Below are 26208 nucleotides of genomic sequence, written 5' to 3'. Positions count from 1 at the left end.
CATAGGTCCCTTACTAGCAGGCGCGCGTCAAGGGCTGATCGCTAGTATAGAAGATAGGGTGCGATCTTCTCACGCCACTGGCGTTCGTCGTTGCCCGCCAGTTGATCGAGGTCGCCTGGCGCGGCTTCGCTATCGTCGACCCAGGTGCGCAGGGTCGGGCCACCATTGATGACGTCGATCGCGAGACGGTCGAGTTCGTACTCGTACGCAAAGTCACGCCACAACGGATAATCGGGATACAGCCGACGGATCGCCTTGAATGCGAGCGCCTGGAGACGCCACGGGCGGAAACGGTCGTGAGCGTAGAACGCCCCCTCCGCGTGAATCATCAGGGCGTTGCACAGCTTTCCGGCATGTTTGTGGAAGGTCGGCTCGAACCAGCATTCGCGCAGAGCGCAACCGGCCAGCCATGCAGGGGCGAGCCGTTCCATCTCTGTCCGAACCGCCGCGGCGTCGACATCCGGCGCGCCAAAAAGGACTTCGAGTGGTCGGGTCGTACCACGCCCTTCGCTCAGTGTAGTGCCCTCCAGCATGACAGTGCCGGCATAGCCGCGGGCCATATTGACATTGGCTGCGTTGGGGCTGGGATTGATCCAGATCCGGTCGACTGGCCACCCGTGACCCGCGCCATCCGGCTGCCATCCGTCCATGGCAATCACGCGATAGTCGACATCCAGATCGAAATGCTCGACGAACCAGTGGCCCATCTCGCCCATTGTCATGCCGTGTCGCATCGGCATGGAGGCGGCGCCAACGAAGCTTTCCTGCCCCGGCAGCAGGGACAACCCTTCGACAGGCCGACCCGCCGGATTGGGGCGATCGAGCACCCAAACGGTCTTGCCATGCCGCGCTGCCTCTTCCAGCAGATAGAGCAGCGTCGTCACGAAAGTGTATATACGGCAGCCCAGGTCCTGCAGGTCGAACAGGAAAACATCGGCACTGGCCATCATTTCAGGGGTCGGACGGCGAACTTCGCCATAGAGGCTGAAGACCGGAATACCCAGACGCGGATCGACGTCGTTGGCCGTTTCGACCATGTTATCCTGCTTGTCGCCCTTCAGCCCGTGCTGCGGACCGAAAGCGCTGGTGAGGTTGACCCCCGCAGCGATCAGCGCATCGAGACTGTGCGTCAGATCTTCGGCAACCGATGCCGGATGAGCGACGAGAGCGACCCGTTTGCCCTCGAGCGGTTTCCTCAGTTCGCGGTCGGCGAGCAGCCGGTCTAGCCCGAATTTCATGCGGTTGCTGGTGCCGCAAGCCGCGCCGCGAAGCAAGCATCGTGGTGAAAATCCGGGCCGGACTCCGGATGGGAGATGGCCCAATAACTCTTCGTTCCGCCCGCCTCCTCTATCACGGCGCAGAGCGCTGCCGCGCAGTCCGCTTCCGGCAGTCCGCCACGCGGTACGGTGGCATCGAAGATGGCCATGGCCGTGCCCAACCGGAGCGTGCATTCGGGTTCGCGCGGGAACGGCCGTTCGGTCATCCCATCGCGATAACCAGTAAAATCGTACGCTGCCCACCGTTCCGAAGGTGACAGGTTGATTTCGCAATAGGCCTGGCCGCCGTCCGGCCTCAGAAACAGTTCGAAACAGGTTGTCCGCCACAGCTCGTCCGCACGCCCGCGACCGGCGAAGGGTGGGACGACGAGCTTGCCAATGCCTTCGATCCGCCAGCGCAGCCGCAGCCAGTCGCTGTCGGAATTCAGCACCCGGGCTTCGACCCGGCTCACCTCGAGCGGCGGATGGTCGGGATGGGCGGTTAGTTCATGCGTTTGCAAGCAGGTATCCTCGTGCTAGGCGCCGCCCCGCATCCGAGGGCTTTGATGACAACGAAATACGAATCCGATCTGCTGCGCGTGCTCGACGAACGCGGCTATGTCCACCAGACGACCGACGCGACAGGGCTGGACGCCCTTGCCGCGCGGCAGATCGTGCCCGGCTATATCGGCTTCGATGCTACGGCCCCGTCGCTTCATATCGGCAGCCTCGTTCAGATCATGATGTTGCGCCGGCTTCAGCAGACCGGCCACAAGCCAATCGTGCTGATGGGCGGCGGGACCACGCGCATCGGCGACCCGACCGGTCGGGACGAAAGCCGCAGGATGCTGACCGACGAAACGATCGCGGCCAATATTGCCGGCATTCGCACGGTTTTCGAAAGACTGCTGGTATTCGGCGATGGTCCAACCGACGCGGTAATGGTCGACAACCAGGATTGGCTGGGCGAAATCGGCTATATCGAAATGCTGCAAAAGGTCGGCACGCATTTCACCGTCAACCGGATGCTAACGTTCGATTCGGTCCGGTTGCGGCTCGATCGCGAACAGCCGATGACGTTTCTCGAATTCAACTACATGATCCTGCAAGGCTACGACTTTCGGCACCTTGCGCAGGACATGGGCGCGCGCCTGCAGATGGGCGGCAGCGACCAGTGGGGCAACATCGTCAACGGGGTTGAACTGGGCCGGCGGATGGATGGGACCGAGTTGTTCGGCCTGACCACGCCGCTGCTCACCACGGCAGATGGCGCGAAGATGGGCAAGACCGCGAGCGGCGCCGTCTGGCTGAACGAGGCGCAGCTGCCATCGTATGATTTCTGGCAGTACTGGCGCAATGTCGACGACCGCGATGTCGGCCGCTTCCTCCGGCTGTTCACCGATCTGCCGCTGGACGAAATTGCCCGGCTCGAGGCGCTCGAAGGCAGCGAGATCAACGCCGCAAAAACGGTGCTTGCCAACGCGGTCACCACTCTCGTCCGCGGTGAAGAAGCGGCACAGGCGGCCGAAGCGACCGCAGCCGAAACCTTCGCCGGTGGCGCGGGCGAGGATCTGCCCACGCTGGCCGTAGGGGCGGAGGGTCTGCGGATCGTCGCGGCCCTGACCGAAATCGGCTTCACCGCCTCCAATGGCGAGGCGAAGCGCAAGATCGCGGAAGGCGCCGTGAAGATCGACGGTCAACTGGTAAGCGACCCGGGATACCTGGTTCTCCCTGCAGCAGGTGACGAACTGAGGCTCAGCCTGGGGAAGAAGAAGCACGGCATCCTCACCCGCTAGGCACCGAGGTTCGCGCGCTCCCGCAAATTCGCACATTGCCGGTTTTACCAATTGTCAGCCTTTGACCGGCAAAATGCTGCCTTCAAACAAACAAAGAAGGGCAGCCATCCTTGCCAGCCGGAGCCAACCTGAGCGTAACCGACCAGCGCCGCGCCGCGCGGCATCCGGTCGACCACCATGTCATCGCCGAACACCATGTTCGCGGCGACGTGCCTATGCACATCAGCAACATTTCCGCTCACGGTTTCATGGTCGACGATGCGCCGGATCTCACCCGCGGCGATCGATTGATGATTCGACTGCCGATAATCGGCCTGATCGAAGCCTATGTGATCTGGACCCGCGACACACGCGCCGGCCTTCAGTTCGAACGGATTATCCGCGTCGACGATTTTGCGCAGTTGATTGATAATCTGCACACGAACCCTCGCCTGCGCCGCCCCTAGCTGCTGCTCTGATCGCTGCAGGACCCAAGCGCCGCTTTCCGACCGGGTCGTTCTGATTGCTTGGCTTGCGGCGTGCCCGGTGCCATTGCCGGTTCGTGACCGAAGCATCCACGTCCTCCCCCTTCCTCGTAGCCAACTTCCGCGCATACTGGCTGTCGCGCCTGACGATGACGCTGGCGCAATACGCCATGATGCTCATCATCGCGTGGCAGACCTACAACATAGCGCGCGACGGGGGCATGAGCGTCGGGGGCGCATCGGGGCAGCTTGCGCTGATCGGATTGCTTCAGTTCGTTCCGCTGTTCCTTCTGACGCCGTTTTCCGGATTGGCAGCCGACCGGTTCGACCGGCGCAACCTCGCGCGGCTGACGATCCTGCTCCAGCTCGCGTCCGCCGTCGCGCTGGCCCTGCTCACCTGGCAGGATGCGATGCGATTGCATTGGCTCTACGCCATTGCGGTGGTGCTGGGCGTGGTGCGCGCGTTCAACGGGCCTGCCTTGTCGGCGCTGGCCCCCAATCTCGTCCCCAAGGCGATTCTGCCCAATGCGATCGCGCTCAGTTCGATCGCATGGCAAGCCGGGATGATCGTGGGGCCCGCTATTGGCGGATATCTCTACGCCATCGTGCCCGCCCTTCCCTATGCCGTAGCAGCCGCGCTCTTCGCAATTTCGATCACGGCCCTGTCATTTGTCGGGAAGGTCCCGCAGCCACCGATACCGGGCGCCGCGCGGCCAATAGGCCAGATGATCGATGGGCTGCAGTATGTCGTGCGCAATCGCATGGTTCTGGGGGCCATCACTCTGGACCTCTTCGCGGTGTTCCTGGCCGGCGCCACCGCGCTGTTTCCCGTCTATGCCCGCGATATTCTGCAAGTCGGCGAGACGGGTCTGGCCCAGCTCGCGATGGCGCCGGCGGCCGGCGCTGCACTGACTGCGCTGTGGTTCTCCTTTCGCCCGCTCAAAACCAACGTCGGGCCCAAAATGCTGTGGGCCGTGGCGATTTTCGGGCTGGCAACCGTCGTGTTCGGGCTGTCGACCTGGATGCCGCTGAGCCTCGCGATGCTGTTTATCGTCGGCGCGGCCGACATGTTCTCGGTCTATATCCGCCAGTCGCTGATCCAGCTTCACACCCCGGATGACAAGCGGGGGCGCGTTTCGTCCGTCTCGCTGCTGACGATTTCCGCTTCCAACGAATTCGGCGATTTCTTTTCCGGAACGCTCGCCTGGCTGATCGGCCCGGTGCTTGCCGTGGTCAGCGGCGGGGTCGGCGCCATCGTTACCGTCGCGCTGTGGACCCGCGTGTTTCCCGTTCTTCGCACGACGCGGACCTTTGACCCGCCTCGCGAATTGGACGATCATACCCCTGAAGACAAGCTGCAGGAGCAGATGCCATGAAAGCCGCCAATGTTCTCGAAACGATCGGCAAGACCCCGCACATCCGGTTGTCGCGCCTTTTCCCGGATCATGAAGTCTGGGTGAAGAGCGAGCGCGCCAATCCCGGTGGATCGATCAAGGATCGCATCGCCCTGGCAATGGTGGAAGATGCGGAGAAGGCCGGTGCGCTCAAGCCCGGCGGCACGATCATCGAACCGACCAGCGGCAACACCGGCATCGGCCTCGCGATGGTTGCCGCGGTAAAGGGTTACAAGCTCGTGCTCGTCATGCCCGAAAGCATGAGTGTGGAGCGCCGCCGCCTCATGCTGGCCTATGGCGCGACCTTCGACCTGACGCCGAAGGAAAAGGGCATGAAGGGCGCGATAGAGCGTGCAAGCGAGCTTGCCGCCAAGACCGAAGGGGCCTGGGTCCCGAGCCAGTTCGACAACGAAGCGAACTGGAAAGTCCATGTCGAAACCACCGCCAGAGAAATCCTTGAAGATTTTCGCGACACACCGGTCGACGTTCTGATCACCGGCGTCGGGACCGGCGGCCATCTCACCGGTTGCGCCGAAGAGTTGAAGCGTGAGTGGGCCGGGATGAAGGCGTTTGCGGTGGAGCCCGATCTTTCGCCGGTGATTTCCGGCGGGCAACCCGGCCCGCATCCGATCCAGGGCATCGGCGCAGGTTTCATTCCTGGCAACCTGCACACGCAGGCGATCGACGGCGCGATCCAGGTGACCGCAGAGGAAGCGAAGGACATGGCCCGCCGCTGCGCCCGCACCGAAGGGCTGCTGGTCGGAATTTCCAGCGGAGCGACGCTGGCCGCCATCGCCAACAAGCTGGACGACCTCGATCCGGGTTCGCGCGTTCTGGGCTTCAATTACGATACCGGCGAACGCTACCTTTCCGTGCCGGACTTCCTGCCGGAAGAGTAAGCGTGGCAACTTTACGCTGCGTGCCGAGCAGGCTGAAGGCGAATGCCTTGCCTCGGTCTGTGCCAAGCGCCTAGCTGACGGCGCCGGACATCGCGCAGAGGGAGAGGGTTAGTGCCGCAGACGGTTCAGCGCAGAGCTTTTCTCGCCGGCTCATCGGCGGCCTTGCTGGCAGGATGCACCCGTGCGGGCATGCCGCTTACCGCCGCCCCACCCGCGCACAGGCTTCCTCCGCTCGCGCTCGACATGGCGCACCTGATGAAGATCACAGTGTGCCTGCGCCCCTTCCGCCCCGCCGGGCCGCGGCTGGAGGTCGAACGCTTCGGCGACAAGACCGTGGTCCACAATTACGGTCACGGTGGGGCCGGATGGTCGCTCGGTTGGGGCTGCGCCGAAGAAGCAGCCGCATTGGCCCGTTCAGGCGAAGCAGACGAGTTTGCCGTGATCGGTGCCGGGGTAATCGGCCTCACCAGCGCTCTACGCTTGATCGAAAGCGGTGCGAAAGTGACCATCTATGCCGAGGAGTTCCCGGCAGAAACACGCTCGGCGCGGGCCACCGGCGTATGGTCGCCCAGCAGCCGAATCGCCCTCGCGCATAACGCTCCGCAAGGTTTTGCCGAACGATGGGAAAGCTGGGCGCGGGCATCTCATGCGGCGCACCTTAGAATGGTCGGGCTGCTCGGCGACCCAGTAGAGTTCCTGCCGCAATACGAGGTCGCCAGCGATGATGACGGTGAAATGCCTTTCCCACCTGCGACCCACGACTTTCTCCATATCAATCGCCGGGTCCGCGATTTGAATCCACCCTGGCGCAGGCTCGCCGATCAGGAGAATCCGTTCGCACCGCGCTCTACCGCGACAGGCCAGGGCATGGTGTTCAACGTCGCGAGCTATGCCGACCGGCTTGCCCGGTTGTTCATGCTTCGCGGCGGCCGTATGATCCGGCGCGCATTTCCCGATCGCAGCGCGGCTCTTGCCCTTCCCGAGCGGGTTATCGTCAACTGCATGGGATATGGTGCGAAGGCGATCTGGGGCGATGGAACGATGGTCCCGGTTCGCGGACAGATCGGCTGGCTGGTGCCTCAACCGGATGCGCGTTATTCGCTCTATCACGGCGGCGTGAACGCGGTCTCGCGCCGGGACGGGGTCGTCATACAGTATTACGGTCCGAACGAAGATTTCGGTTACGGCGACACCAGCGAGATCCCCGAGCCCGCCGAAACGGAGCAAGCTCTCGCAATCCTGCGGAGAGCGTATGCACCGCCAACATCCTCCCGAAACGGTTGAACGAGAGCGTGGCCAGACAATGAGCGAATTCGAAACCGTTCCCTACAGCGATGGCGATCTGGCGTTGACGGGTCATCTCATCCGCCCGACGGGCGAGCCGCGCGGCGCAATCGCGGTATTTCCAACGATCATGAACGTCACCCCCGCTGTCGAGGCCAAGGCCCGGGCCCTGGCCGAAGCAGGCTATCTTGCCTTTATCGCGGACTTCTATGGCCGCACCCCCGAAGGCCCCATAGCGTTCGAATGGGCTGACGCGCTGCGGGCCGATGTCGGGATCTGGCGTGCACGGCTCCGTGCGACCCTGGACACGTTGGACGGCCTGGCTCCGGATTCTCCAAAGGCTGCGATCGGTTTTTGCATGGGCGGGCAGGCCGTGCTCGAACTCGCGCGCGACGGAGCGGATCTTGCGATTGTGGCCAGCTTCCACGGCTTGCTCGACACCCAGACACCGGCCGAGCGCGATGCGATCAAGGCGCGTATTCTGGTCTGCCACGGAGATGCCGATCCACTTGTCCCGCGCGATCATGTGCTGGAATTCTGGCAGGAAATGGATCGCGCCGGCGCAGACTGGCACTTCCACGCATACGGCGGTGTCAAACACGGCTTCACCAACCCCTCTCCTCCGCCGGGCAACGATGTCGTGGCGTGGGACAGAAGCGCCGATCGGCAAAGTTGGGCGGCGATGCTGGGCTTGCTGGAGGAATCCCTGGAAGACAGATGATCGAACCGATCTAACCACCTGACGTATTACAAAATTTTATAGCCTGGATTTTCTGGGGCTGCGACATGCGAAATGCATGAACATCCCTGCAAATTCGCGCGCTTGTCCCGGCCCTAACCCGCGCAAGAGCTGCCCTCAGGCCGAAGGCTATTTTCCAACTCCGATTTATATCGTACTGCTTTCTGCGGATAATAAGACACAGACGAGGAGGACGTAATATGTTCCGTAGGTTGGGGGCCGAATTTTTCGGCACGTTCTGGCTGGTTTTCGGTGGGTGCGGCTCGGCCGTGCTTGCGGCGGGATTTCCTGAGCTGGGCATCGGTTTCGCAGGCGTTTCGCTGGCGTTCGGGCTTACTGTTCTGACGATGGCTTACGCCGTCGGCGGCATTTCCGGTGGCCATTTCAATCCGGCGGTAACGCTCGGCCTGGTTCTGGCGAACCGGGCGTCCTGGGGCGAAATGATTCCCTACTGGATCGCACAGGTTGTCGCGGCCATCGTGGCCGGCGGCGCCCTGTTTGCAATTGCATCCGGTCAGCCCGATTTTGCGGCAGGCGGATTTGCCAGCAACGGGTTCGGCGATCTTTCGCCCGGTGGCTATTCGATGCAGGCGGCGCTGCTGATCGAAGTCATTCTGACCGCAGGGTTCCTGATCGTGATCCTGGGTGCGACATCGAAGGTCGCGCCTGCCGGCTTCGCCCCGCTGGCGATCGGCCTGGCGCTGACGCTGATCCACCTGATTTCGATCCCGGTGACCAATACCTCGGTCAATCCCGCACGCTCGACCGGCGTCGCGCTGTTCGCCGATACGGCGGCGATGGGGCAGCTCTGGCTGTTCTGGGTTGCACCGCTGGTCGGCGCCGCGCTGGGCGCACTGATCTGGCGCTTCTTCCTGATGCCTGGCGAAGGCCTTGAAGACCTCGCCGGAGATGCGGAAAAGAGCTGAACCGATTGCCCGGTATCGTGTGGCGGCCAAACCGGCCGACCGCCGATACCGGGCAAATTACTCCCGCTCAGGCAGCGGTTGAGAAAGCTTCCTCACCCAGAGCCATCACGGCTTCGCTGCCGGCTTCCAGCTTGCGGCGCAGCGCACCGGCATCGGGCATGAACCGTTCTGCATAATAGCGCGCGGTGACCAGCTTGGCTTCGTAGAAAGCCTTGTCCTCGACACCTTCGGCCAGCTTCTCCTGCGCAACTCGCGCCATGCGGAGCCACATCAGGCCAAGCGTGACGATGCCCATGATGTGCATGTAGTGGTGCGCGCCCGCCCCGAGATTGTTCGGGTTCTGCATCGCGTTCTGCATGAACCACATCGTGGCGGCCTGCTGTTCGTTGAGGGCTTTTTCAAGCCGCTCAGCAATAGGGCCGAGCGTCTCGTCGCCCTTGGCTGCCGAGGCTTCTTCGCCCACCAGCTTGAAGAACGCCTGCACGGCAGCGCCGCCGTTCTGGGCGAGCTTCCTGCCGCAGAGGTCCATCGCCTGGATCCCGTTCGTCCCTTCGTAGATCTGGGTAATGCGAGCGTCGCGAACGAACTGCTCCATACCCCATTCCTTGATGTAGCCGTGGCCGCCGAAAACCTGCTGCATGTTAACGGCGGTTTCGAATCCCTTGTCCGTCCCGTAGCCTTTGATGACCGGCGTCATCAGGCCGAGAAGCAGATCGGCTTCCGCCCGCTCCTCTTCGGTCTCGGCCTTGTGCGACAGATCGACCAGCAGCGCGCCCCACAGTGCCAGAGCGCGGAAGCCTTCGGTAAAGGCCTTTCCATCCATCAGCATACGACGCACGTCGGGATGAACGATAATCGGATCGGCCTTTTCCTCCGGCTCGCTCGGCCCGGTCAGCGCCCTGCCCTGACGCCGATCGAGCGCGTAGGCGACTGCGTTCTGATAGGCTGCTTCGGCCTGGCTGAACCCTTGAATGCCAACACCGAGCCGCGCGGCGTTCATCATGATGAACATCGCGGCGAGGCCCTTGTTTTCTTCACCAACGAGCCACCCCTTGGCCCCGTCGTAGTTCAGCACACAGGTCGAGTTGGCGTGAATACCCATCTTGTGTTCGATGGAACCGCAACTGACGCCGTTCCGATCACCCAGCGATCCATCATCGTTCACGAGCAGCTTGGGCACCACGAACAACGAAATGCCCTTGGTCGAATCGGGGGCGCCCGGGGTCTTCGCGAGAACCAGATGCACGATCTGATCGGTAAGGTCGTGCTCGCCGGCAGATATGAAGATCTTGGTGCCGGTGATGGCATAGCTGCCATCGGCCTGCGGCTCGGCCTTGGTGCGGATCAGCCCCAGATCGGTGCCGCATTGCGGTTCGGTCAGGTTCATCGTGCCGAGCCATTCGTTCGCAATCATCTTGGGAACGTACTTCGCCTGCTGCTCCGGCGATCCCTTCGCCAGCAGAGCCGAAACCGCCCCGTTGGTGAGGCCGGGATACATGCCGAACGCCTGGTTGGCCGAAGAAATGAACTCCTCGATCACGAAGCCAAGGACGTGGGGCATCCCCTGCCCGCCGAATTCCTCGGGAGCGGAGATCGTGCCCCATCCTGCTTCGCGGAACTGTTCGAATGCTTCCTTGAATCCCGGCGGAGTGGTGACGGAACCATCCTCATGCCGGGTGCAACCATGTTCGTCCCCAGGCTGGTTGAGCGGCGCAAGCACCTCGGAACAGAACTTGCCCGCTTCGTTGATGACCGTATCGATCATGTCGGGCGTCGCGCTTTCGAAGCCTGGCAAGCCGGCGTAGCTCGCCAGATCCAGCACTTCGTTGACCACGAAGCGTGTGTCGCGGGCGGGGGCGGAATAGATCGGCATGGGAATTTGTCCTGCAGAAGTTCGTGTCAGTCGGAATCGATTGATTCGACCAGTTTGATGAAGGCGGAAAGCTCCTTGATCGACGAATCGATGTCTGCCTTCTGGCGTTTGAGCTTGGCCACATGGGTGCGGCACTTCTCTATCGTTACGCGGCGCTGCTCGACCCGGCCGTCGCCGAGATCGTAGAGATCGATCATCTCGCGGATTTCAGAGAGCGAAAAACCGACGTTCTTGGCGCGCATGATCCAGGCGAGCCGCGCCCGGTCGCGTTTGGAATAGACGCGGGACAGGCCGATTCGCTTGGGAGCGATGAGGCCTTCGTCCTCATAGAAACGAAGCGCGCGCGCCGTGCAGTCGAACTCCGCGGTCAGATCGGAGATCGAATATTGCTCTCGCGAATGCTTGTCCGGACGTTCGAGGTGAGCACCGGAGTGCCGCGTGGGGAGATTGCGGGCGGGTTCTGACATAGGGCCAGAATAATACCCTTTACGTAAACGTCAATCTCCGAACGCAATCAGCCCTTCCCCCCCAAGCCGGCGGAAGAAACAGCTATCGGCGCCGGTGTGGCACGTCGGGCCCTGCGGAACACAACGGAGGACCAGGGCATCCTGGTCGCAATCGACCAGAATTTCAGACACTTCCAAGGTGTTTCCCGATGTCTCGCCTTTCAGCCACAAGGTGTTGCGCGAGCGCGAATGGAAATGGGCAAGTCCCGTCTCGCGCGTACGATCGAGCGCCTCGCGATTCATATGGCCGACCATCCGAACCGTGTTGTCGCGTGCATCCACGACGACAGCGGTGAGCAGCCCATTGGCGTCGAATTTCGGTTCGAATTCGTCGGGCATCGTGCCTCCTGACAAGCAGCGTTTGGAACGCCGTTAGCCGGTTTGTTGCACGATAACCACAACCGCTAAGCAAAATCGGTATGAAATGCACATGACGCTTTGATGAACGAAGCTGAGATGGGAATAGACATGTGCAGTCCGTAAGGAATGCCCACCGACTATTCGGAGCCGTAAGAGCGCCGGGTTCAGGGGAATGGGGACGCAGCCCGCCAATTGGCGATGGCGCCCCCGAAAAACGTTGAGGGATCGGATCCCGCGCGGCTTACTGGGGGGTATGGTCGCCAGGCCTTCGGGCGGATCCTATGATTTTCGTCACGTGGCGCCCGGAGCTTCGGCTTCGGGCGTTTCGTTATGGGCGATAGGCGATGCGGCAGAACCTTGCTTCGTCGCTCCGCTTCCCCCGGTATCGAACACGCGGGCGAAACAGGCCACGACGACACACGCGGCACCGGCTCGCTTCAGAGCCGCAACACAGGCTTCGCTTGTTGCTCCGCTCGTCAGCACGTCATCGACCAGGACAATCCGTGCGCCATCGATTCGCCGGCGGTGGCGCGGCGATATGCCGATGGCGCCGCGTAGCGCGCGCTTGCGGGCCGACCTTCCCAGACCTCCCAGTGCAGGTGTCCGCCGTTCCCTGCGCAAACCGTCGACCAGCAGCCGCGCATCGCTTGCCCGGGCAATTTCCGCCGCCAGCAGCGCCGCCTGGTTGAACCCCCTGCGCCAAAGACGCCAACGATGAAGCGGAACCGGCACGATCAGCCACTCGCCTTCCAGAACGGGCAGGCGTGCCACGATCAACCGGGCCAGCATCGGTGCCAGTCCGATACGTCGCCCATGCTTGTACGCCAGAACAAGCTTGCGCGAGGTTTCATTGTAAACCGTCCCCGCAGCGATCCCATCGTGCTCAGGTGGCTGGACCAGGCAGCTGACGCACAGTGCCTGCCCCTGGGCCAAGGTTTCCGGCAGCGGGCATTGGCAAAGGGCACAGGCCGGCTCTCCCGGAATTTCCAGGCCGGTCCAGCATGTCAGGCAAAGGCCGGCCTGATTGGCAATGCCTTCCCCACATGCCGGGCAGCGTGGCGGGTAAATCAGATCGACCAGTGGTGCGATGGAATCGCGCAGGATGTTCGCAGCCGACATGGATTGAGGCTGTCGCGCTTGCATGGCGAATGCAAGCCCGGCAGAGCGCCTCGCATGCCCCCCCCCCATGTTCCGAAAATATTCTCCTATCCGCGCCGACGGGCCCGTTGGAACCGTGCTGTCCAGCGGCAGAACGCGAGCGATGCGGCGGATTTCCTGTTCCGTTCGCTGGCGGACGAGGTCGACGATCGACTGGGGTTTATGAACATTCGCCCACGTTCGGTGATGCTCAGCGGTGACCCTACCGGACTGTCGCAGGCAATGTTCGAGCGGCATGGTGCCGCGCTGACCCATGCCACCCCCCTCGACCGGGAAGAGGAGGGAGCGATCGGTGGGCGCTTTGACCTCATCGTCAGCCTGGCGGACATCGATACGGTGAACGATGTCCCGGGCGCGCTCATCCATATGCGCAGTGCGCTGGCGCCCGGCGGGATAGCGATGATCGCCTTCGTCGGCGCCGGCAGCCTCGCCAACTTGCGCCGGGCGTTGCTGGATGCCGAGCCGGATAGGCCGGCGGCGCGGATGCATCCGATGATCGACATACAATCCGGTGCCGCCCTGATGCAGCGGGCCGGGTTCGCGCGGCAGGTGGCGGACGGCTATTCGCTCAAGGTTGCCTATCGCGACATGGACCGGCTGATCGACGATCTGCGCAGCCAGGCGCTGACCAATGTGCTCGATACGACGCCCCCCCCTCTCGGCCGGGATGCGCTGCGGAAGGCTCGCAAATCCTTTCTCGAGGGCGCCGATGCCTCGGGCCGCGTTACCGAAACCTTCGAAATCGTCGTCCTTACCGGCTGGCGAGACTAGCGCAGCGCGGCCTGGGCGGCTGCGAGCCTGGCAATTGGCACGCGGTAGGGGGACGCGCTGACATAATCGAGCCCCACCTGTTCGCAGAATGCGATGCTCGCCGGGTCACCCCCGTGCTCTCCGCAAATGCCGAGCTTGATGTCCCCGCGCGTGGCACGCCCCCGCTCCGCCGCGATTTCGACCAGCTGACCGACGCCGTCGATGTCGAGGCTGACGAACGGATCGCGCGCGAAGATCCCGCGGTCGACATACTGGGCGAGAAAGCGCGCCGAATCGTCTCTCGAAACGCCAAGAGTCGTCTGCGTCAAATCGTTGGTTCCAAACGAGAAAAATCGCGCCTCTTCCGCAATCTCTCCGGCCATCAGGGCCGCGCGGGGCAGTTCGATCATCGTGCCGACGAGATAGTCGACCTCGCATCCCTTCTCGGCGAAGACTTCGGCCGCGATCCGATCGACCAGGCCGCGCAGCAATTCCAGCTCGCGCTTCGTGGCGACGAGCGGGATCATCACTTCGGGCAGTGGCGCAGCGCCGCTATCCTGCGCAACGTCGCAAACCGCCTCGAATATGGCCCTCGCCTGCATCTCGTAGATTTCGGGATAAGTGATCCCCAGACGGCAGCCGCGATGCCCCAGCATCGGGTTGAATTCGTGCAGCTCGCCGGCGCGGCGCTTGAGGTGGTCCACACCCAGGCCGGTCGCATTGGCCAGCTCCTCGAACTCCGCATCGCCGTGCGGGAGAAATTCATGCAACGGAGGATCGAGCAGACGGATCGTGCAGGGCAGCCCGGCCATGACCTCGAAGATCTCGCGGAAATCGGCACGCTGTTCGGGCAGCAGCTTGTCCAGCGCGGCCCTGCGCCCGCTTTCATCATCCGCCAGGATCATTTCCCGCACGGCCCTGATGCGGCTGGCATCGAAGAACATGTGTTCGGTACGGCAAAGCCCGATGCCCTCCGCGCCGAACTGGCGCGCCATGCGGCAATCGGCCGGCGTCTCCGCATTCGTCCGAACTTTCATCCGGCGGTGCCTGTCCGCCCATTCCATCAGGACGCCGAAGTCACCGGCCAGTTCCGGCTCAATCGTGGCGACCTGCCCGGCCATGACCTGTCCGTTGGCCCCGTCGAGCGTGAGCGTGTCGCCTTCCGCAAGGTCGCGCTCCCCGATGCGGAGCGTCCGGGTCTTGAGGTCGATCGAAACACCCGGTGCGCCCGACACGCAGGGCCGCCCCATTCCCCGTGCCACGACCGCGGCATGCGACGTCATGCCGCCGCGCGCGGTAAGGATGCCCTGCGCCGCGTGCATGCCATGAATGTCTTCCGGGCTCGTTTCGACCCGGACTAGGATCACCTTTTCCCCTCGCTGCGACCATTGTTCGGCCGTGTCGGCGTCCAGCACGATCCTGCCCGATGCGGCGCCCGGCGATGCGGGGAGCCCGGTCGTCAGCACGTCGCGCGGTGCCTCGGGGTCAAGCGTGGGATGCAGCAATTGGTCGAGCGCCATCGGATCGACGCGCAGGATCGCGGTCTTCTCGTCGATCAGCCCTTCCCCGACCATATCGACGGCCAGCTTCAACGCGGCCTTGGCCGTGCGCTTCCCGCTGCGGGTCTGAAGCATCCACAGCTTGCCGCGTTCCACCGTGAATTCGATGTCCTGCATGTCGCGATAATGGCGTTCCAGCAGCTCAAACACCTGCACCAGTTCGGCGTAGGCGTCGGGCATGGCCTCTTCCATCGACAGCGGCTTCGCCCCTGCCGCCTCGCGCGCGGCGCGGGTGAGATACTGCGGGGTCCGAATGCCGGCGACGACATCTTCGCCCTGCGCATTGATCAGATATTCGCCGTAATATGCCCGCTCTCCGGTCGCCGGGTCGCGGGTGAAGGCGACGCCGGTGGCGGATGTTTCGCCCATGTTCCCGAAAACCATCGCCTGCACGTTGACCGCGGTGCCCCAGTCGCCGGGGATATCGTTGAGCCGGCGATAGACTTTGGCCCGTTCCGAATCCCAGCTGTCGAACACGGCCCGGATCGCACCCCAAAGCTGCCGATGCACGTCCTGCGGGAAGCTTTCGCCAAGCTCCTCGCGAACGATGGCCTTGTACTGCGCGACCAGCGCCTGCCAGTCTTCGCATTCCATCTCGGTATCGTTGTAGAAGCCCTTGTCTTCCTTGGCGATTTCCAGGGCTTCCTCGAACAGGCCATGATCGAGGCCGAGGACCACGTCGGAATACATCTGGATGAACCGGCGATAGCTGTCCCAGGCGAACCGCGGATCGCCCGAGGTGGCGGCAAGCCCTTCCACCGTTTCGTCGTTCAGGCCCAGGTTGAGGACGGTGTCCATCATCCCCGGCATGGAAACGCGCGCGCCGGAACGGACCGATACCAGCAGCGGATCGGCTGCATCGCCAAACTGCTTCTCGGCCGTTTTCTCTATGTGTTGCAAGGCCTTGGCGACTGCTGCTTGCAGCTCATCCGAAAAATCGCCGCCTTCCTTCAGGTAGCGGACGCATTCGTCGGTCGCGATTGTGAAGCCGGGGGGCACGGGCAAGCCGATGGCGGCCATTTCCGCCAGATTGGCGCCCTTGCCGCCGGTAACGGTCTTGTCCTTCTGCCGCGCATTCGAATGCGAAGCATCGCCGCCGAAGGTGAAGACCGTATCGTTCATCGTGTCCCTTCCCAGGGTGACGAAGTTTACACCCCGTCACCCAACAAATGTCTTACAAGTCGCTGATTTCCGGCACCTTTGACAAGGTGACGGACAGCGGTGTGCACGCGATCAGCCCTCTATACGGCTGAAATCGGCCACGTTGTGCACTGCAGCACGGAACCGTGCAAGCAGGTCGAGCCGGTGGGCCCGTTTGTTTTCTTCATCCGCGTTTACCGTCACTTCGTCGAAGAACCGGTCGATTGGCGCGCGCAGGCTGGCGAGCGCGGCCATGGCGGCACCGAAGTCCTCCGCCTCAATGGCCCGGGCCGCGTCGCGTTCCGAATTTTCCAGCGCATCCATCAGCGCCTTTTCCGCAGGTTCGGGCGTGTAGGAAAGTTCTTTCGCATGGCGCTCGGACATCTTGGCATCGATCACCGCCTTCATGTCGGGATCGTCGACCAGCGCAAGCGGGTCTTCCTCGCCAGTGCGGGCGATCTCGCCCTCGATCCCGCGCCAGTCTTCCTTCTTGAGGATATTGGCCGCGCGCTTGTAACCGGCGAGCAGGTTGGCGCCGTCTTCGGTTTCGATGAAGGTCTGCAGCGCGTTCACACGGGCAAGAAGTCGCACGAGGTCGTCTTCGTTCCCAAGCGCGAAGACCGCGTCGATCAGGTCGTGACGAACGCCGGCCTCGCGCTGCTGGACCTTGAGGCGGTCGGCGAAGAAATCAAGCAGTTCTGATTTGATTACCCGATGCCCGGCATCTGGATTCTCGGTCCTATTGTACCGATAGCGACCAAGATTGTTCTCAGCCAGGCCGGCGGTCCAAAGGGTTCCAAGACCAATGCGCAGCCCATTGACCTGAAGGAGCGCCAAGACTCCGAGCGCCGCCCGTCGAAGCGCAAAGGGGTCTTTCGAACCGGTAGGTCTCTCGTCGATGACGAAGAAACCTAGCAGCGTATCCAGCTTGTCCGCCAACGAGACCGCCACCGTCACCGGCGCGGTAGGCACGTCATCGCCCTGGCCGACCGGCTTGTAGTGATCGCGGATCGCGTCGGCGACGGCATCCGGCAACCCTTCGGCGCGGGCGTAGTATCCACCCATAAGCCCCTGAAGTTCAGGGAATTCCCCAACCATTTCGGTGACGAGATCGGCCTTGCAAAGCCGCGCGGCCTGTTCGGCGAGCGCTGCAAGATCCTCCCCCGTCGGGGGAGGGGGACCATCCGCAGGATGGTGGAGGGGCACACCCCCCTGCTCCGATCCTGTCGCGGCGCGAGCCGAGGCGGGTGCCCCTCCACCAGCTTCGCTGGTCCCCCTCCCCGTTTCGGGGAGGACGATCCCTTCCGCGACCAGCCAGCGGGCGAGCCTGGCCACACGCTCGACCTTGTCGGCGACCGTACCCAGCTTCTCGTGGAAGGTAATCCGCTCCAGCCCCTTGGCGTGTTCGGCCAGCGTCTTCTTGCGGTCCACATCCCAGAAGAAGCGCGCATCGGCAAGGCGCGCGGCGAGGACCTTGCGGTTGCCATCGACCACGCGCGCGCCGCCGTCCTGCGCCTCGATATTGGCGGTGCAGATGAAGGCGTTGGCGAGCCTGCCGTCAGCATCCTCGCACACGAAATACTTTTGGTTCACGCGCGCGGTGAGCTGGATGACCTCGGGCGGGACGGCGAGGAAATCCTCTTCGAACCGGCCGAGCAGCGGCACCGGCCACTCGGTCAGGCCCGCGTTCTCGATCACCAGCCCTTCGTCCTCGACCAGCGTGAGCCCGGCATCGGCGGCGGCGCTGGCCGCGCCGGTACGGATCATGTCCTGCCGTTCCTCGTGGTTCACGATGACGTGGCAGGCGCGCAGCTTTTCCGCGTAGTCGTCGGCGCTGCCGATGGTAATATCGCCCGGGCAATGGAAGCGGTGACCCTTGGTCGCGTAGCCCGAGGCAATGCCGTCGACCGCGCAATCGACCAGATCTTCACCAAGAATGGCGACGATACCCGACAGCGGGCGCACCCAGCGCAGGCTCTCGGTGCTGATCGAGGCTGAACCCCAGCGCATCGACTTGGGCCACGCGAAATCGCGCGCGATCGCGGGGATCGCTTCGGCGAGCAGGTCCGCTGTCGCGCGCCCGGGTACGTTCTTGACCGCGAAGTAGGTCGCCCGGCCCTTCACCTCGCGCACTTCCAACTGGTCGCGCGTGACGCCGTTCTTGCGGCAGAACCCCTCGACCGCCTGATCGGGTGCGCCCTCGGGCGGGCCCTTCGCCTCTTCGCTGACCGCTTCGGTCGCTTGCGGAAGGTTGCGCGCGATCAGGGCCAGGCGGCGCGGCGTGGACCAGACGGTGACCGCGCCCACCGCAACCCCGGCGCCGTCCATCTCGCGCCGGAACAGCTTTTCCAGCTCGGCCCGCGCGCCGGCCTGCATCCGCGCGGGAATTTCCTCGCAGCGCAATTCGAGCAGGAAATCAGCCATGGGCCGCCTCCCTCTTCACGAGTTCCTGCGCAAGCAGGAACCCAGCCGAGCCGGCCCCTCGATTGCCCTGGGCTCCTGCTTTCGCGGGAGCGCACGAACTATGCGGATACGCACCCATCACAGCGACCACTCCGGATACTTCTTCGCCCATTCCGGCGCCATCAGCTCGGCGTATTTCTCGCAGCTTCCCCGCGCCAGATCGCGCACGCGGCCCATGTAGCTGGCGCGTTCCTGCACGCTGATCACGCCGCGCGCCTGCAGCAGGTTGAACAGGTGGCTGGCTTCCACCGCCTGTTCGTAGGCCGCAATCGGCACGTCGTTGGCGAGGGCATTGCGGCATTCCGCCTCTGCCTTGTTGAACAGATCGAACAGGGCATCGGTATCGGCGACCTCGAAGTTCCACTTCGACATCTGCCTCTCGTTTTCGAGGAAGACCTGGCCGTAAGTCACGCCCTGCCCGTTGAAATCGAGATCGTAGACGTTGTCGACGCCCTGGATATACATGGCGAGGCGTTCGAGGCCGTAAGTCAGCTCGCCCGCCACCGGCTTGCAATCGAAACCGCCCATCTGCTGGAAATAGGTGAACTGCGTCACCTCCATCCCGTCGCACCAGACTTCCCAGCCCAGGCCCCAGGCGCCGAGCGTGGGGCTTTCCCAATCATCCTCGACGAAGCGGATATCGTGCTTGAGCGGGTCAACGCCGATGACTTCCAGGCTCTTGAGATAGAGATCCTGGATGTCGGGCGGGCTCGGCTTCAGGATCACCTGATACTGGTAATAATGCTGCAGCCGGTTGGGATTTTCGCCGTAACGCCCGTCGGTCGGGCGGCGGCTGGGCTGGACGAAGGCGGCATTCCACGGCTCCGGCCCCAGCGCGCGGAGCGTGGTGGCGGTGTGGAACGTGCCCGCACCCATGCGCATGTCGTAAGGTTGCAGGATCAGACATCCCTGCGCGCTCCAGAAATCATGGAGGGCGAGGATCATGTCCTGGAAGCTATTCTCGGGGTTCCGTTCCATCGCGCCGCGCCATGGCGGAAGGCGAAAATTCGGTCAATGGGGCAGCGGGGTAGAAGGGACCGGCCGCTCGCGCGCTTGACAGGGCCGCAGGCTGCGCCAATCGGTTCACTGTCCGGCAAGGGATCGGATGCCAGGAGCGTTCAGATGACAAGCATTCTTACCCGTCTTTCGGCCGCGGGCTCGGCCATTGCCCTTGCCTTCGCCGCTCCGGCTTATGCCGAGGATCAAGCCGCGGCCCCGGCGGTCGAAGCGGCAGAAACAGCCGCCCCTGCCCAGGCGGTGCCGGCGCTGTGGAAGGTGGCGGACGAGGATACGACCATCTGGCTGTTCGGCACGGTTCATGCCCTGCCGGACGGCATCGAATGGTATCATGGCCCGGTGGCAGAAGCCTTCGATGGGTCGGAGATGCTGGTCACCGAAATCGAAATGACTCCCGAAACCGCCGCGTCGATGCAGACGCTCGTGAATTCGATCGGGACGCTTCCTGAAGGCCAGTCGTTGCGCGGGCTGCTGAACGACGATCAGCGAACCAGCTACGAAGCGGCGCTGGCCAAGCTTAACCTGCCGCCTGCCGTCTTCGACCGGTTCGAACCGTGGTACGGCGCAATGATGCTGGCGATGCTGCCGCTGCTGCAGCAGGGTTACAGCCCCGATGCGGGCGTCGAAACCGTCCTGCACGAGGCGCGCAGCGAAACGATCGCGCGCGGCGCGCTGGAGACGATCGAAGAACAGCTCGCAATTTTCGACAGTCTCCCCGTCGAAACCCAGATCCGGTTCCTGATGGAAACGGCCGAAGGTGTCGACGATATCAAGGCCATGCTCGATCTGATGGTGGCCGAATGGGCCGAAGGCGATGCCGATGAACTGGCGCGGCTGATCAACGAGAGCATGACCGATCCCCTGCTGGCCGAACGGCTGCTCTACGCCCGCAACGCCAACTGGGCCCGCTGGATCGAGGAACGGCTGGACGCACCGGGCACGGTCTTCGTCGCGGTCGGTGCCGGCCACCTCGCCGGTGACCAGAGCGTGCAGGACAAGCTGGCCGAACTTGGGATCGAAACCGCGCGCGTCCAGTGACGGCAAGGCGCGCATTCGCAGTCCTGGCATCGCTGGTGCTCGCGGCTTGCGGTCGATCCGATCCGCCGCCGGAATTCGCCGGACCGCCCTCGCCCGCGCTGTTCGAAGTTTCGGCGGCCGATGGCACTGTCGAAGGCTGGCTCTTCGGCACAATCCACGCGCTGCCCGATGGCGTCGACTGGAAGACCGATCGGTTTACCAACGCCGTGAAGCAGGCAGACCTGCTGGTCGTGGAAGTGCGCGATCTGGAGAATGCGGCTGCTCTGCGCGAGGCGTTCGATGCTCGCGCCTATACCGAAGGGCTGCCGCCCCTGGCCGATCGTATGCCTGCGGGCATTCGCAGGGCCCTGCGCGATCAGATGGCGGCGCATTCCGTGCCCGCCAACGCCTTTTCGAACATGGAAACCTGGGCCGCGGCGCTGACCCTGGCGCAATATGCCAAGCGTGGTGACCCGGCCAATGGTGTCGATCGCGCGCTCCTGCGCGAAATGGCATCCGCCCCGGTGGTGGAGCTGGAAGGGGCCGCCGCCCAACTCGCCATATTCGATACCCTGCCCGAAGCAGAACAGCGCGATCTTCTCGGTGCAATCCTTGCCGATATGGCGGACCAGCGGGCCGAGCCGGTCGATCTTGCCGCAAACTGGTATGCGGGCAGGATCGCCTATCTTGCCGACCCGGCCACCAGTGCGATCCTGGCCGATCCCGAGCTGCGCGCGGCGCTGTACACGGGGCGCAACCGCGCCTGGGCCCAGCGGCTGGAGGCGCTGTTTGCCGATGCGCCCCGTCCATTCATCGCCGTGGGCGCGGCGCATCTGGCGGGGGACGACGGGCTGCCCGCCCTCCTGACCCAGCGCGGATATACCGTGCGCCGCATTCAGTAGCGCGCTTGCAATTCCCCCCGGGCCCGTTATAGGCGCGCGCTTCCGACCATGGTCATCCCTGGAGGCGTGGCGGAAACTTGTACTCAAATGCATTTCGAAAGGTAAGCGACATGAGCGACGCTCTGACCCTGCCGGCCGAGACGCGCGATCGGGCTGGCAAGGGAGCCTCCCGTGCACTGCGTCGCGAAGGCCGTGTTCCCGCCGTTATCTACGGCGGCAAGGAAGCCCCCACCCCGATCCACGTCGAGGAACGCCTGCTGATCAAGCAGCTCGGCACCGGACACTTCATGAACTCGATCGTCGAGATCGAACTGGGCGGCAAGACCGTTCGCACCCTGCCGAAGGATGTCGCATTCCATCCCGTCAGCGATCGCCCGAACCATGTCGACTTCCTCCGCCTTGCCAAGGGCGCCAAGGTTGACGTGTCGGTTCCGGTCCTGTTCGTGAACGAAGAAGCGAGCCCCGGCCTGAAGAAGGGCGGCGTGCTCAACGTCGTGCGTCACGAACTCGAACTCGTGTGCGACGCCAACAAGATCCCGAGCGAGATCGAAATCGACGTCACCGGCCTCGAAGTCGGCGATTCGATCCACATCAGCCACGTCAAGCTGCCCGAAGGTTCGGAAAGCGCGATCACCGATCGCGACTTCACGATTGCAACCATCGTGGCCCCGTCGGCGCTCAAGCGTGCCGAAGCGGAAGAAGGCGATGAAGCCGCGGCCGACGATGTGCCGGCGACGGAACAGAACGCCGAAGACGACCGCGGCGAGAAGGAAGAGGGCGGCGAGGACTGATCCTCAGCCACTTTCCCCCAATCGAACAAAACGCAACGCCGGCCCAGCGATGGGCCGGCGTTTTGCGTTTGGGCAGTCGCTTGCCTAACCGGGAGCGGTTATACGAATCGCAATCGTAAGCCGGGAGAGAGCAGCTTGAGCGAAATCGACCACGAAACCGTCCCCGTTCCCGCCGCCGCGCGCGAACATGCCGTGTGTTCGCTCGCCGATTACGAGGCGATGTATCGCCGCAGCATCGACGATCCCGACGGTTTCTGGGCCGACCAGGCTCAGCGGCTCGACTGGTTTCGCACTCCGCACAAGATCGCCAACTGGGACTTCGATCCGGCCGACATTCGCTGGTTCGAAGATGGCACGCTGAACATCTGCCACAATGCCGTCGACAGACATGTCGCAGCCGGCAACGGCGACACGATCGCGCTGATCTTCGAACCCGATGACCCCGAAGGCGCGGTGCGCCGCCTGACATATGCCGATCTTCAGCGCGAAACGATCCGCATGGCGAACACGCTGAAAGGCATGGGCGTGGCGCGGGGCGACCGGGTCACGATCTACATGCCGATGATCCCCGAAGGCGCAATCGCAATGCTGGCCTGCGCCCGCATCGGCGCGGTTCATTCGGTTATTTTCGGCGGCTTTTCCCCCGACGCCATCGCCGGCCGGATCGAGGATTGCGCAAGCGAGTGGGTGATCACTGCCGACGAGGGGCTTCGCGGATCGAAGAAAGTGCCGCTCAAGGCGAATGTCGACGCGGCGCTGGCAAAAGTTCCGGCAAAGGCAGTTCTGGTCGTGCGCCACACCGGCGGCGAGGTCGCGATGACCGAAGGGCGCGACCACTGGTATCACGAGCTTTCGCAAGGCGTCCCGGATGAATGCCCGTGCGAGGAAATGAACGCAGAAGATCCGCTGTTCATCCTCTATACCTCGGGATCGACGGGCAAGCCCAAGGGCGTGCTGCACACCGTCGGCGGCTATGCCGTCTGGACCGAAACGACGTTCCGCTATGTCTTCGATTATCGGCCCGGGGAAGTGTACTGGTGCACGGCCGACATCGGCTGGGTCACCGGGCACAGCTACATCGTCTATGGCCCGCTGCAGAACGGTGCGACCGCGCTGATGTTCGAAGGGGTGCCCAACTGGCCCGATCACGATCGCTTCTGGGCGGTTTGCGCCAAGCATGACGTCAACATCTTCTACACCGCCCCAACCGCAATTCGCGCGCTGATGCGCGAGGGGACGGCCCACGTGCAGAAGCACGATCTGTCTTCCCTGCGACTGCTGGGAACAGTGGGCGAGCCCATCAATCCCGAAGCCTGGCGCTGGTATCACGACAACGTGGGCGGCGGCGAAACCCCGGTGGTCGACACCTGGTGGCAGACCGAAACCGGCGGGATCATGATCACCACCCTGCCCGGCGCCCATCCGATGAAACCCGGCAGCGCCGGTCGCCCCTTCTTCGGCGTATGCCCGGAACTGGTCGACGGCGACGGCAAAGTGCTGGATGGGGAAAACTCGGGCAACCTTTGCATTGCGCGATCCTGGCCCGGCCAGGCGCGCACCGTTTACGGCGATCACGACCGGTTCGTGCAGACGTATTTCAGCACGTATCGCGGCAAATATTTCACCGGCGACGGCTGCCGCCGCGATGCCGATGGCTATTACTGGATCACCGGGCGCGTCGACGATGTGATCAATGTGTCGGGCCACCGCATGGGCACGGCAGAAGTGGAAAGCGCTCTGGTCCTTCATCCCAAAGTCGCGGAAGCGGCAGTGGTCGGCTTCCCGCACGACATCAAGGGCCAGGGCATATACTGTTACGTCACGCTCAATGCGGGGGAGGAGCCGGGCGAGGATCTGGCGGCGGAGCTGCGCCAGCATGTCCGCAAGGAAATCGGGCCGATCGCCACGCCCGATCACCTGCATTTCACCCCTGCCCTGCCCAAGACGCGTTCGGGCAAGATCATGCGCCGCATCCTGCGCAAGATCGCGGAAAACGACTATGGCGCGCTTGGCGATACCTCCACGCTTGCCGATCCGTCGCTGGTCGACGGGCTGATCGAGGGGCGGCTCAATCGCTGAAGGGAGCAGTGGGTTTGCGGGCATTGCCCCGCACCCGCCGGCACACTAGAGCGCGCCCATGCAGATTTGGGCTGGCCTCGGCAATCCAGGACCGCAGTACGCGCTCCACCGTCACAACGTGGGCTTCATGGCCTGCGACGTGATTGCGGAGATGCACGGCTTCGGCCCGGTGCAGAAGAAGTTTTCCGGCTGGGTACAGGAAGGCAGGATCGGCGGGGACAGGGTCCTGCTGCTCAAGCCGGCGACATTCATGAACCAGAGCGGCCGCAGCGTCGGCGAGGCGCTGCGCTTCTACAAGCTCGGGATCGAAGATCTCACCGTCTTCCACGACGAACTCGATCTTGCTCCGTTCAAGATCAAGGTTCGCACCGGCGGCGGGCTGGCCGGGCACAACGGACTGCGCTCGATCAACCAGCATCTGGGGCCGGATTTCCGCCGGGTTCGGATCGGGATCGGCCATCCTGGGCACAAGGACCGGGTGACCGGCCATGTTCTCGGCAATTATGCCAGGGCGGAAATGGACGAACTTACCGACATGCTCGCCGCGATCGGGGCCGAGGCCGAGTGGCTGGCGAAGAACGATGCGGCCCGTTTCATGAGCGACATTGCGCTGCGGATGCAGGGATAGCGGCACGCTTGTCGCGGCGCGGCATTTCTTTATAGCGCCCGCTCCGTAAGGCCGCGTGATCTTCGCGGCGAGAATTGATGGAAGGTAATCGAAGAAAATGGGTTTCCGCTGCGGAATCGTCGGGCTGCCCAATGTTGGCAAGTCCACCCTTTTCAACGCGCTGACCGAGACGCAGGCGGCGCAGGCGGCGAACTATCCGTTCTGCACGATCGAGCCGAACGTCGGCCAGGTCGCAGTGCCTGACGAGCGGCTGGACAAGATCGCGGCGATCGCCGGTTCGGCCAAGGTGATCCCGACGCAGCTTGCCTTCGTCGACATCGCCGGCCTGGTGAAAGGTGCCAGCAAGGGCGAAGGTCTGGGCAACCAGTTCCTCGGCAACATTCGCGAAGTCGATGCCGTCGTCCATGTCCTGCGCTGCTTCGAAGATGACGACATTCAGCATGTCAGCAACAAGGTCGACCCGATCGCCGATGCCGAGGTGGTCGAAACCGAACTGATGCTTTCCGATCTCGAAAGCCTGGAAAAGCGCGTGCCCGCTGCGGCCAAGAAGGCCACCGGCGGCGATAAGGAAGCGAAGATCATGGCCAGCGTTCTCGGCCAGGCGCTCGATCTGCTGCGTGATGGCAAGCCGGCGCGGCTGACCGAGCCGAAGGATGACGAGGAAGCCCGCGTTTTCGCACAGGCACAACTGCTGACGGCCAAGCCCGTGCTCTATGTCTGCAACGTCGCGGAAGAAGATGCGGCGGATGGCAATGCCTTCAGCGCCAGGGTGTTCGAAAAGGCGGCGGCGGAAGGCGCCGAGGCGGTTGTCGTTTCGGCGGCGATCGAGAGCGAGCTTGTCGCGATGGATGGCGAGGAGCGCGCCGAATACCTGACCGAACTGGGCCTCGACGAAAGCGGCCTCAGCCGCGTTATCCGCGCAGGCTACAAGCTGCTTGGTCTCAAGACCTTCTTCACCGCAGGGCCCAAGGAATCGCGGGCCTGGACCTTCCCCGACGGGGCGAGAGCGCCCCAGGCCGCGGGCGAAATTCATACCGATTTCGAGCGCGGGTTTATTCGTGCTGAAACAATTGCCTACGATGACTACGTCGCGCTTGGCGGCGAATCCGGCGCGCGCGAGGCCGGAAAGCTGCGGCAGGAAGGCAAGGAATATATCGTCCAGGACGGCGACGTCATGCTGTTCAAATTCAACGTCTGATCGATCGGA

General features: G+C 63.5%; 23 protein-coding genes. 14 read left to right on the top strand and 9 right to left on the bottom strand.

The genetic code is table 11. The features are described 5' to 3' along the window. Nucleotides 1-41: 41 nt before the first annotated feature. Nucleotides 42-1238, bottom strand: coding sequence for an exo-beta-N-acetylmuramidase NamZ family protein (locus tag AM2010_RS04440; RefSeq protein ID WP_047806049.1), 1197 nt, complete (start codon nucleotides 1236-1238; stop codon nucleotides 42-44). Further along, on the bottom strand, nucleotides 1235-1777 hold the full coding sequence (locus AM2010_RS04435) for a DOMON-like domain-containing protein (RefSeq protein ID WP_047806048.1): 543 nt from the start codon (nucleotides 1775-1777) through the stop codon (nucleotides 1235-1237). Before AM2010_RS04435 ends, AM2010_RS04440 begins: the two co-directional genes overlap by 4 nt. Before the next feature lie 45 nt (nucleotides 1778-1822). Between AM2010_RS04435 and tyrS the strand changes: the two genes are divergently transcribed. The 7 genes from tyrS (at nucleotide 1823) to aqpZ (ending at nucleotide 8758) form a co-directional block, all read left to right on the top strand. Continuing rightward, nucleotides 1823-3052: a tyrosine--tRNA ligase gene (gene tyrS, locus AM2010_RS04430; protein ID WP_047806047.1), complete on the top strand. Its 1230-nt coding sequence runs from the start codon at nucleotides 1823-1825 to the stop codon at nucleotides 3050-3052. 110 nt (nucleotides 3053-3162) lie between these two features. Then, complete coding sequence (locus AM2010_RS04425) at nucleotides 3163-3498, top strand: PilZ domain-containing protein (RefSeq protein ID WP_047806046.1); 336 nt, start codon at nucleotides 3163-3165, stop codon at nucleotides 3496-3498. A 95-nt stretch (nucleotides 3499-3593) separates the two neighbouring features. Next, nucleotides 3594-4892 (top strand): MFS transporter, encoded by a 1299-nt coding sequence (locus AM2010_RS04420; RefSeq protein WP_047806045.1) that lies wholly within the window; start codon nucleotides 3594-3596, stop codon nucleotides 4890-4892. Then, a complete protein-coding gene (gene cysK / locus AM2010_RS04415; protein WP_047806044.1) occupies nucleotides 4889-5809 on the top strand; it encodes a cysteine synthase A in 921 nt (306 codons plus the stop codon). Before AM2010_RS04420 ends, cysK begins: the two co-directional genes overlap by 4 nt. Before the next feature lie 189 nt (nucleotides 5810-5998). Continuing rightward, nucleotides 5999-7093 (top strand): FAD-dependent oxidoreductase, encoded by a 1095-nt coding sequence (locus AM2010_RS04410; protein ID WP_053043911.1) that lies wholly within the window; start codon nucleotides 5999-6001, stop codon nucleotides 7091-7093. Between the two features lie 19 nt (nucleotides 7094-7112). Beyond that, nucleotides 7113-7814 carry a dienelactone hydrolase family protein gene (locus AM2010_RS04405; protein WP_047806042.1) on the top strand — a complete coding sequence of 234 codons (702 nt, stop codon included), beginning with the start codon at nucleotides 7113-7115 and terminating at the stop codon, nucleotides 7812-7814. A 218-nt stretch (nucleotides 7815-8032) separates the two neighbouring features. After that, entirely contained in the window at nucleotides 8033-8758 is a 726-nt protein-coding gene (gene aqpZ, locus AM2010_RS04400; protein ID WP_047806041.1) for an aquaporin Z, read from the top strand. A gap of 67 nt (nucleotides 8759-8825) precedes the next feature. Here aqpZ and AM2010_RS04395 read toward each other — a convergent pair whose 3' ends face one another. From AM2010_RS04395 to AM2010_RS04380, 4 genes are all read right to left on the bottom strand, one after another. Beyond that, nucleotides 8826-10631, bottom strand: coding sequence for an acyl-CoA dehydrogenase C-terminal domain-containing protein (locus AM2010_RS04395; RefSeq protein ID WP_047806040.1), 1806 nt, complete (start codon nucleotides 10629-10631; stop codon nucleotides 8826-8828). A gap of 26 nt (nucleotides 10632-10657) precedes the next feature. Continuing rightward, nucleotides 10658-11098: a MerR family transcriptional regulator gene (locus AM2010_RS04390; protein ID WP_047806039.1), complete on the bottom strand. Its 441-nt coding sequence runs from the start codon at nucleotides 11096-11098 to the stop codon at nucleotides 10658-10660. A gap of 30 nt (nucleotides 11099-11128) precedes the next feature. After that, nucleotides 11129-11476 (bottom strand): phosphoribosyl-AMP cyclohydrolase, encoded by a 348-nt coding sequence (gene hisI, locus AM2010_RS04385; protein WP_047806038.1) that lies wholly within the window; start codon nucleotides 11474-11476, stop codon nucleotides 11129-11131. Nucleotides 11477-11788: 312 nt separating this feature from the next. Next, complete coding sequence (locus AM2010_RS04380; protein ID WP_047806037.1) at nucleotides 11789-12616, bottom strand: ComF family protein; 828 nt, start codon at nucleotides 12614-12616, stop codon at nucleotides 11789-11791. A 54-nt stretch (nucleotides 12617-12670) separates the two neighbouring features. On the opposite strand from AM2010_RS04380, the gene AM2010_RS04375 reads away from it, so the two are divergent. Continuing rightward, nucleotides 12671-13426, top strand: a complete 756-nt coding sequence (locus AM2010_RS04375; RefSeq protein WP_047806036.1) for a methyltransferase domain-containing protein — start codon at nucleotides 12671-12673, stop codon at nucleotides 13424-13426. Here the strand turns inward: AM2010_RS04375 and ppdK are convergent. The 3 genes from ppdK to AM2010_RS04360 all read right to left on the bottom strand — a co-directional run bounded on the left by ppdK (nucleotide 13423) and on the right by AM2010_RS04360 (nucleotide 19545). Further along, complete coding sequence (ppdK, locus tag AM2010_RS04370) at nucleotides 13423-16086, bottom strand: pyruvate, phosphate dikinase (RefSeq protein ID WP_047806035.1); 2664 nt, start codon at nucleotides 16084-16086, stop codon at nucleotides 13423-13425. The genes AM2010_RS04375 and ppdK overlap by 4 nt on opposite strands. 111 nt (nucleotides 16087-16197) lie before the next feature. Then, nucleotides 16198-18528: a glycine--tRNA ligase subunit beta gene (glyS, locus tag AM2010_RS04365; protein WP_047806034.1), complete on the bottom strand. Its 2331-nt coding sequence runs from the start codon at nucleotides 18526-18528 to the stop codon at nucleotides 16198-16200. Nucleotides 18529-18645: 117 nt separating this feature from the next. Beyond that, the gene (locus AM2010_RS04360) at nucleotides 18646-19545 is read right to left on the bottom strand and encodes a glycine--tRNA ligase subunit alpha (RefSeq protein ID WP_047806033.1); all 900 of its coding nucleotides are present in this window, start codon (nucleotides 19543-19545) and stop codon (nucleotides 18646-18648) included. 144 nt (nucleotides 19546-19689) lie between these two features. Between AM2010_RS04360 and AM2010_RS04355 the strand changes: the two genes are divergently transcribed. The 6 genes from AM2010_RS04355 (at nucleotide 19690) to ychF (ending at nucleotide 26199) form a co-directional block, all read left to right on the top strand. Continuing rightward, the gene (locus AM2010_RS04355) at nucleotides 19690-20622 is read left to right on the top strand and encodes a TraB/GumN family protein (RefSeq protein WP_047806032.1); all 933 of its coding nucleotides are present in this window, start codon (nucleotides 19690-19692) and stop codon (nucleotides 20620-20622) included. After that, nucleotides 20619-21503 (top strand): TraB/GumN family protein, encoded by an 885-nt coding sequence (locus AM2010_RS04350; protein WP_047806031.1) that lies wholly within the window; start codon nucleotides 20619-20621, stop codon nucleotides 21501-21503. Before AM2010_RS04355 ends, AM2010_RS04350 begins: the two co-directional genes overlap by 4 nt. Nucleotides 21504-21613: 110 nt before the next feature. Next, on the top strand, nucleotides 21614-22294 hold the full coding sequence (locus tag AM2010_RS04345) for a 50S ribosomal protein L25/general stress protein Ctc (protein WP_047806030.1): 681 nt from the start codon (nucleotides 21614-21616) through the stop codon (nucleotides 22292-22294). Nucleotides 22295-22429: 135 nt separating this feature from the next. Further along, nucleotides 22430-24373, top strand: coding sequence for an acetate--CoA ligase (acs, locus tag AM2010_RS04340; protein ID WP_047806029.1), 1944 nt, complete (start codon nucleotides 22430-22432; stop codon nucleotides 24371-24373). Between the two features lie 58 nt (nucleotides 24374-24431). Next, nucleotides 24432-25001, top strand: coding sequence for an aminoacyl-tRNA hydrolase (pth, locus tag AM2010_RS04335; RefSeq protein ID WP_047806028.1), 570 nt, complete (start codon nucleotides 24432-24434; stop codon nucleotides 24999-25001). Between the two features lie 97 nt (nucleotides 25002-25098). Beyond that, entirely contained in the window at nucleotides 25099-26199 is a 1101-nt protein-coding gene (ychF, locus tag AM2010_RS04330; protein ID WP_047806027.1) for a redox-regulated ATPase YchF, read from the top strand. The last annotated feature ends 9 nt before the right edge of the window (nucleotides 26200-26208 follow it).

The organism is Pelagerythrobacter marensis, from assembly GCF_001028625.1.
In the GTDB taxonomy this organism is placed as follows: domain Bacteria; phylum Pseudomonadota; class Alphaproteobacteria; order Sphingomonadales; family Sphingomonadaceae; genus Pelagerythrobacter; species Pelagerythrobacter marensis.
This window is presented reverse-complemented; position numbering and strand designations above follow the sequence as displayed.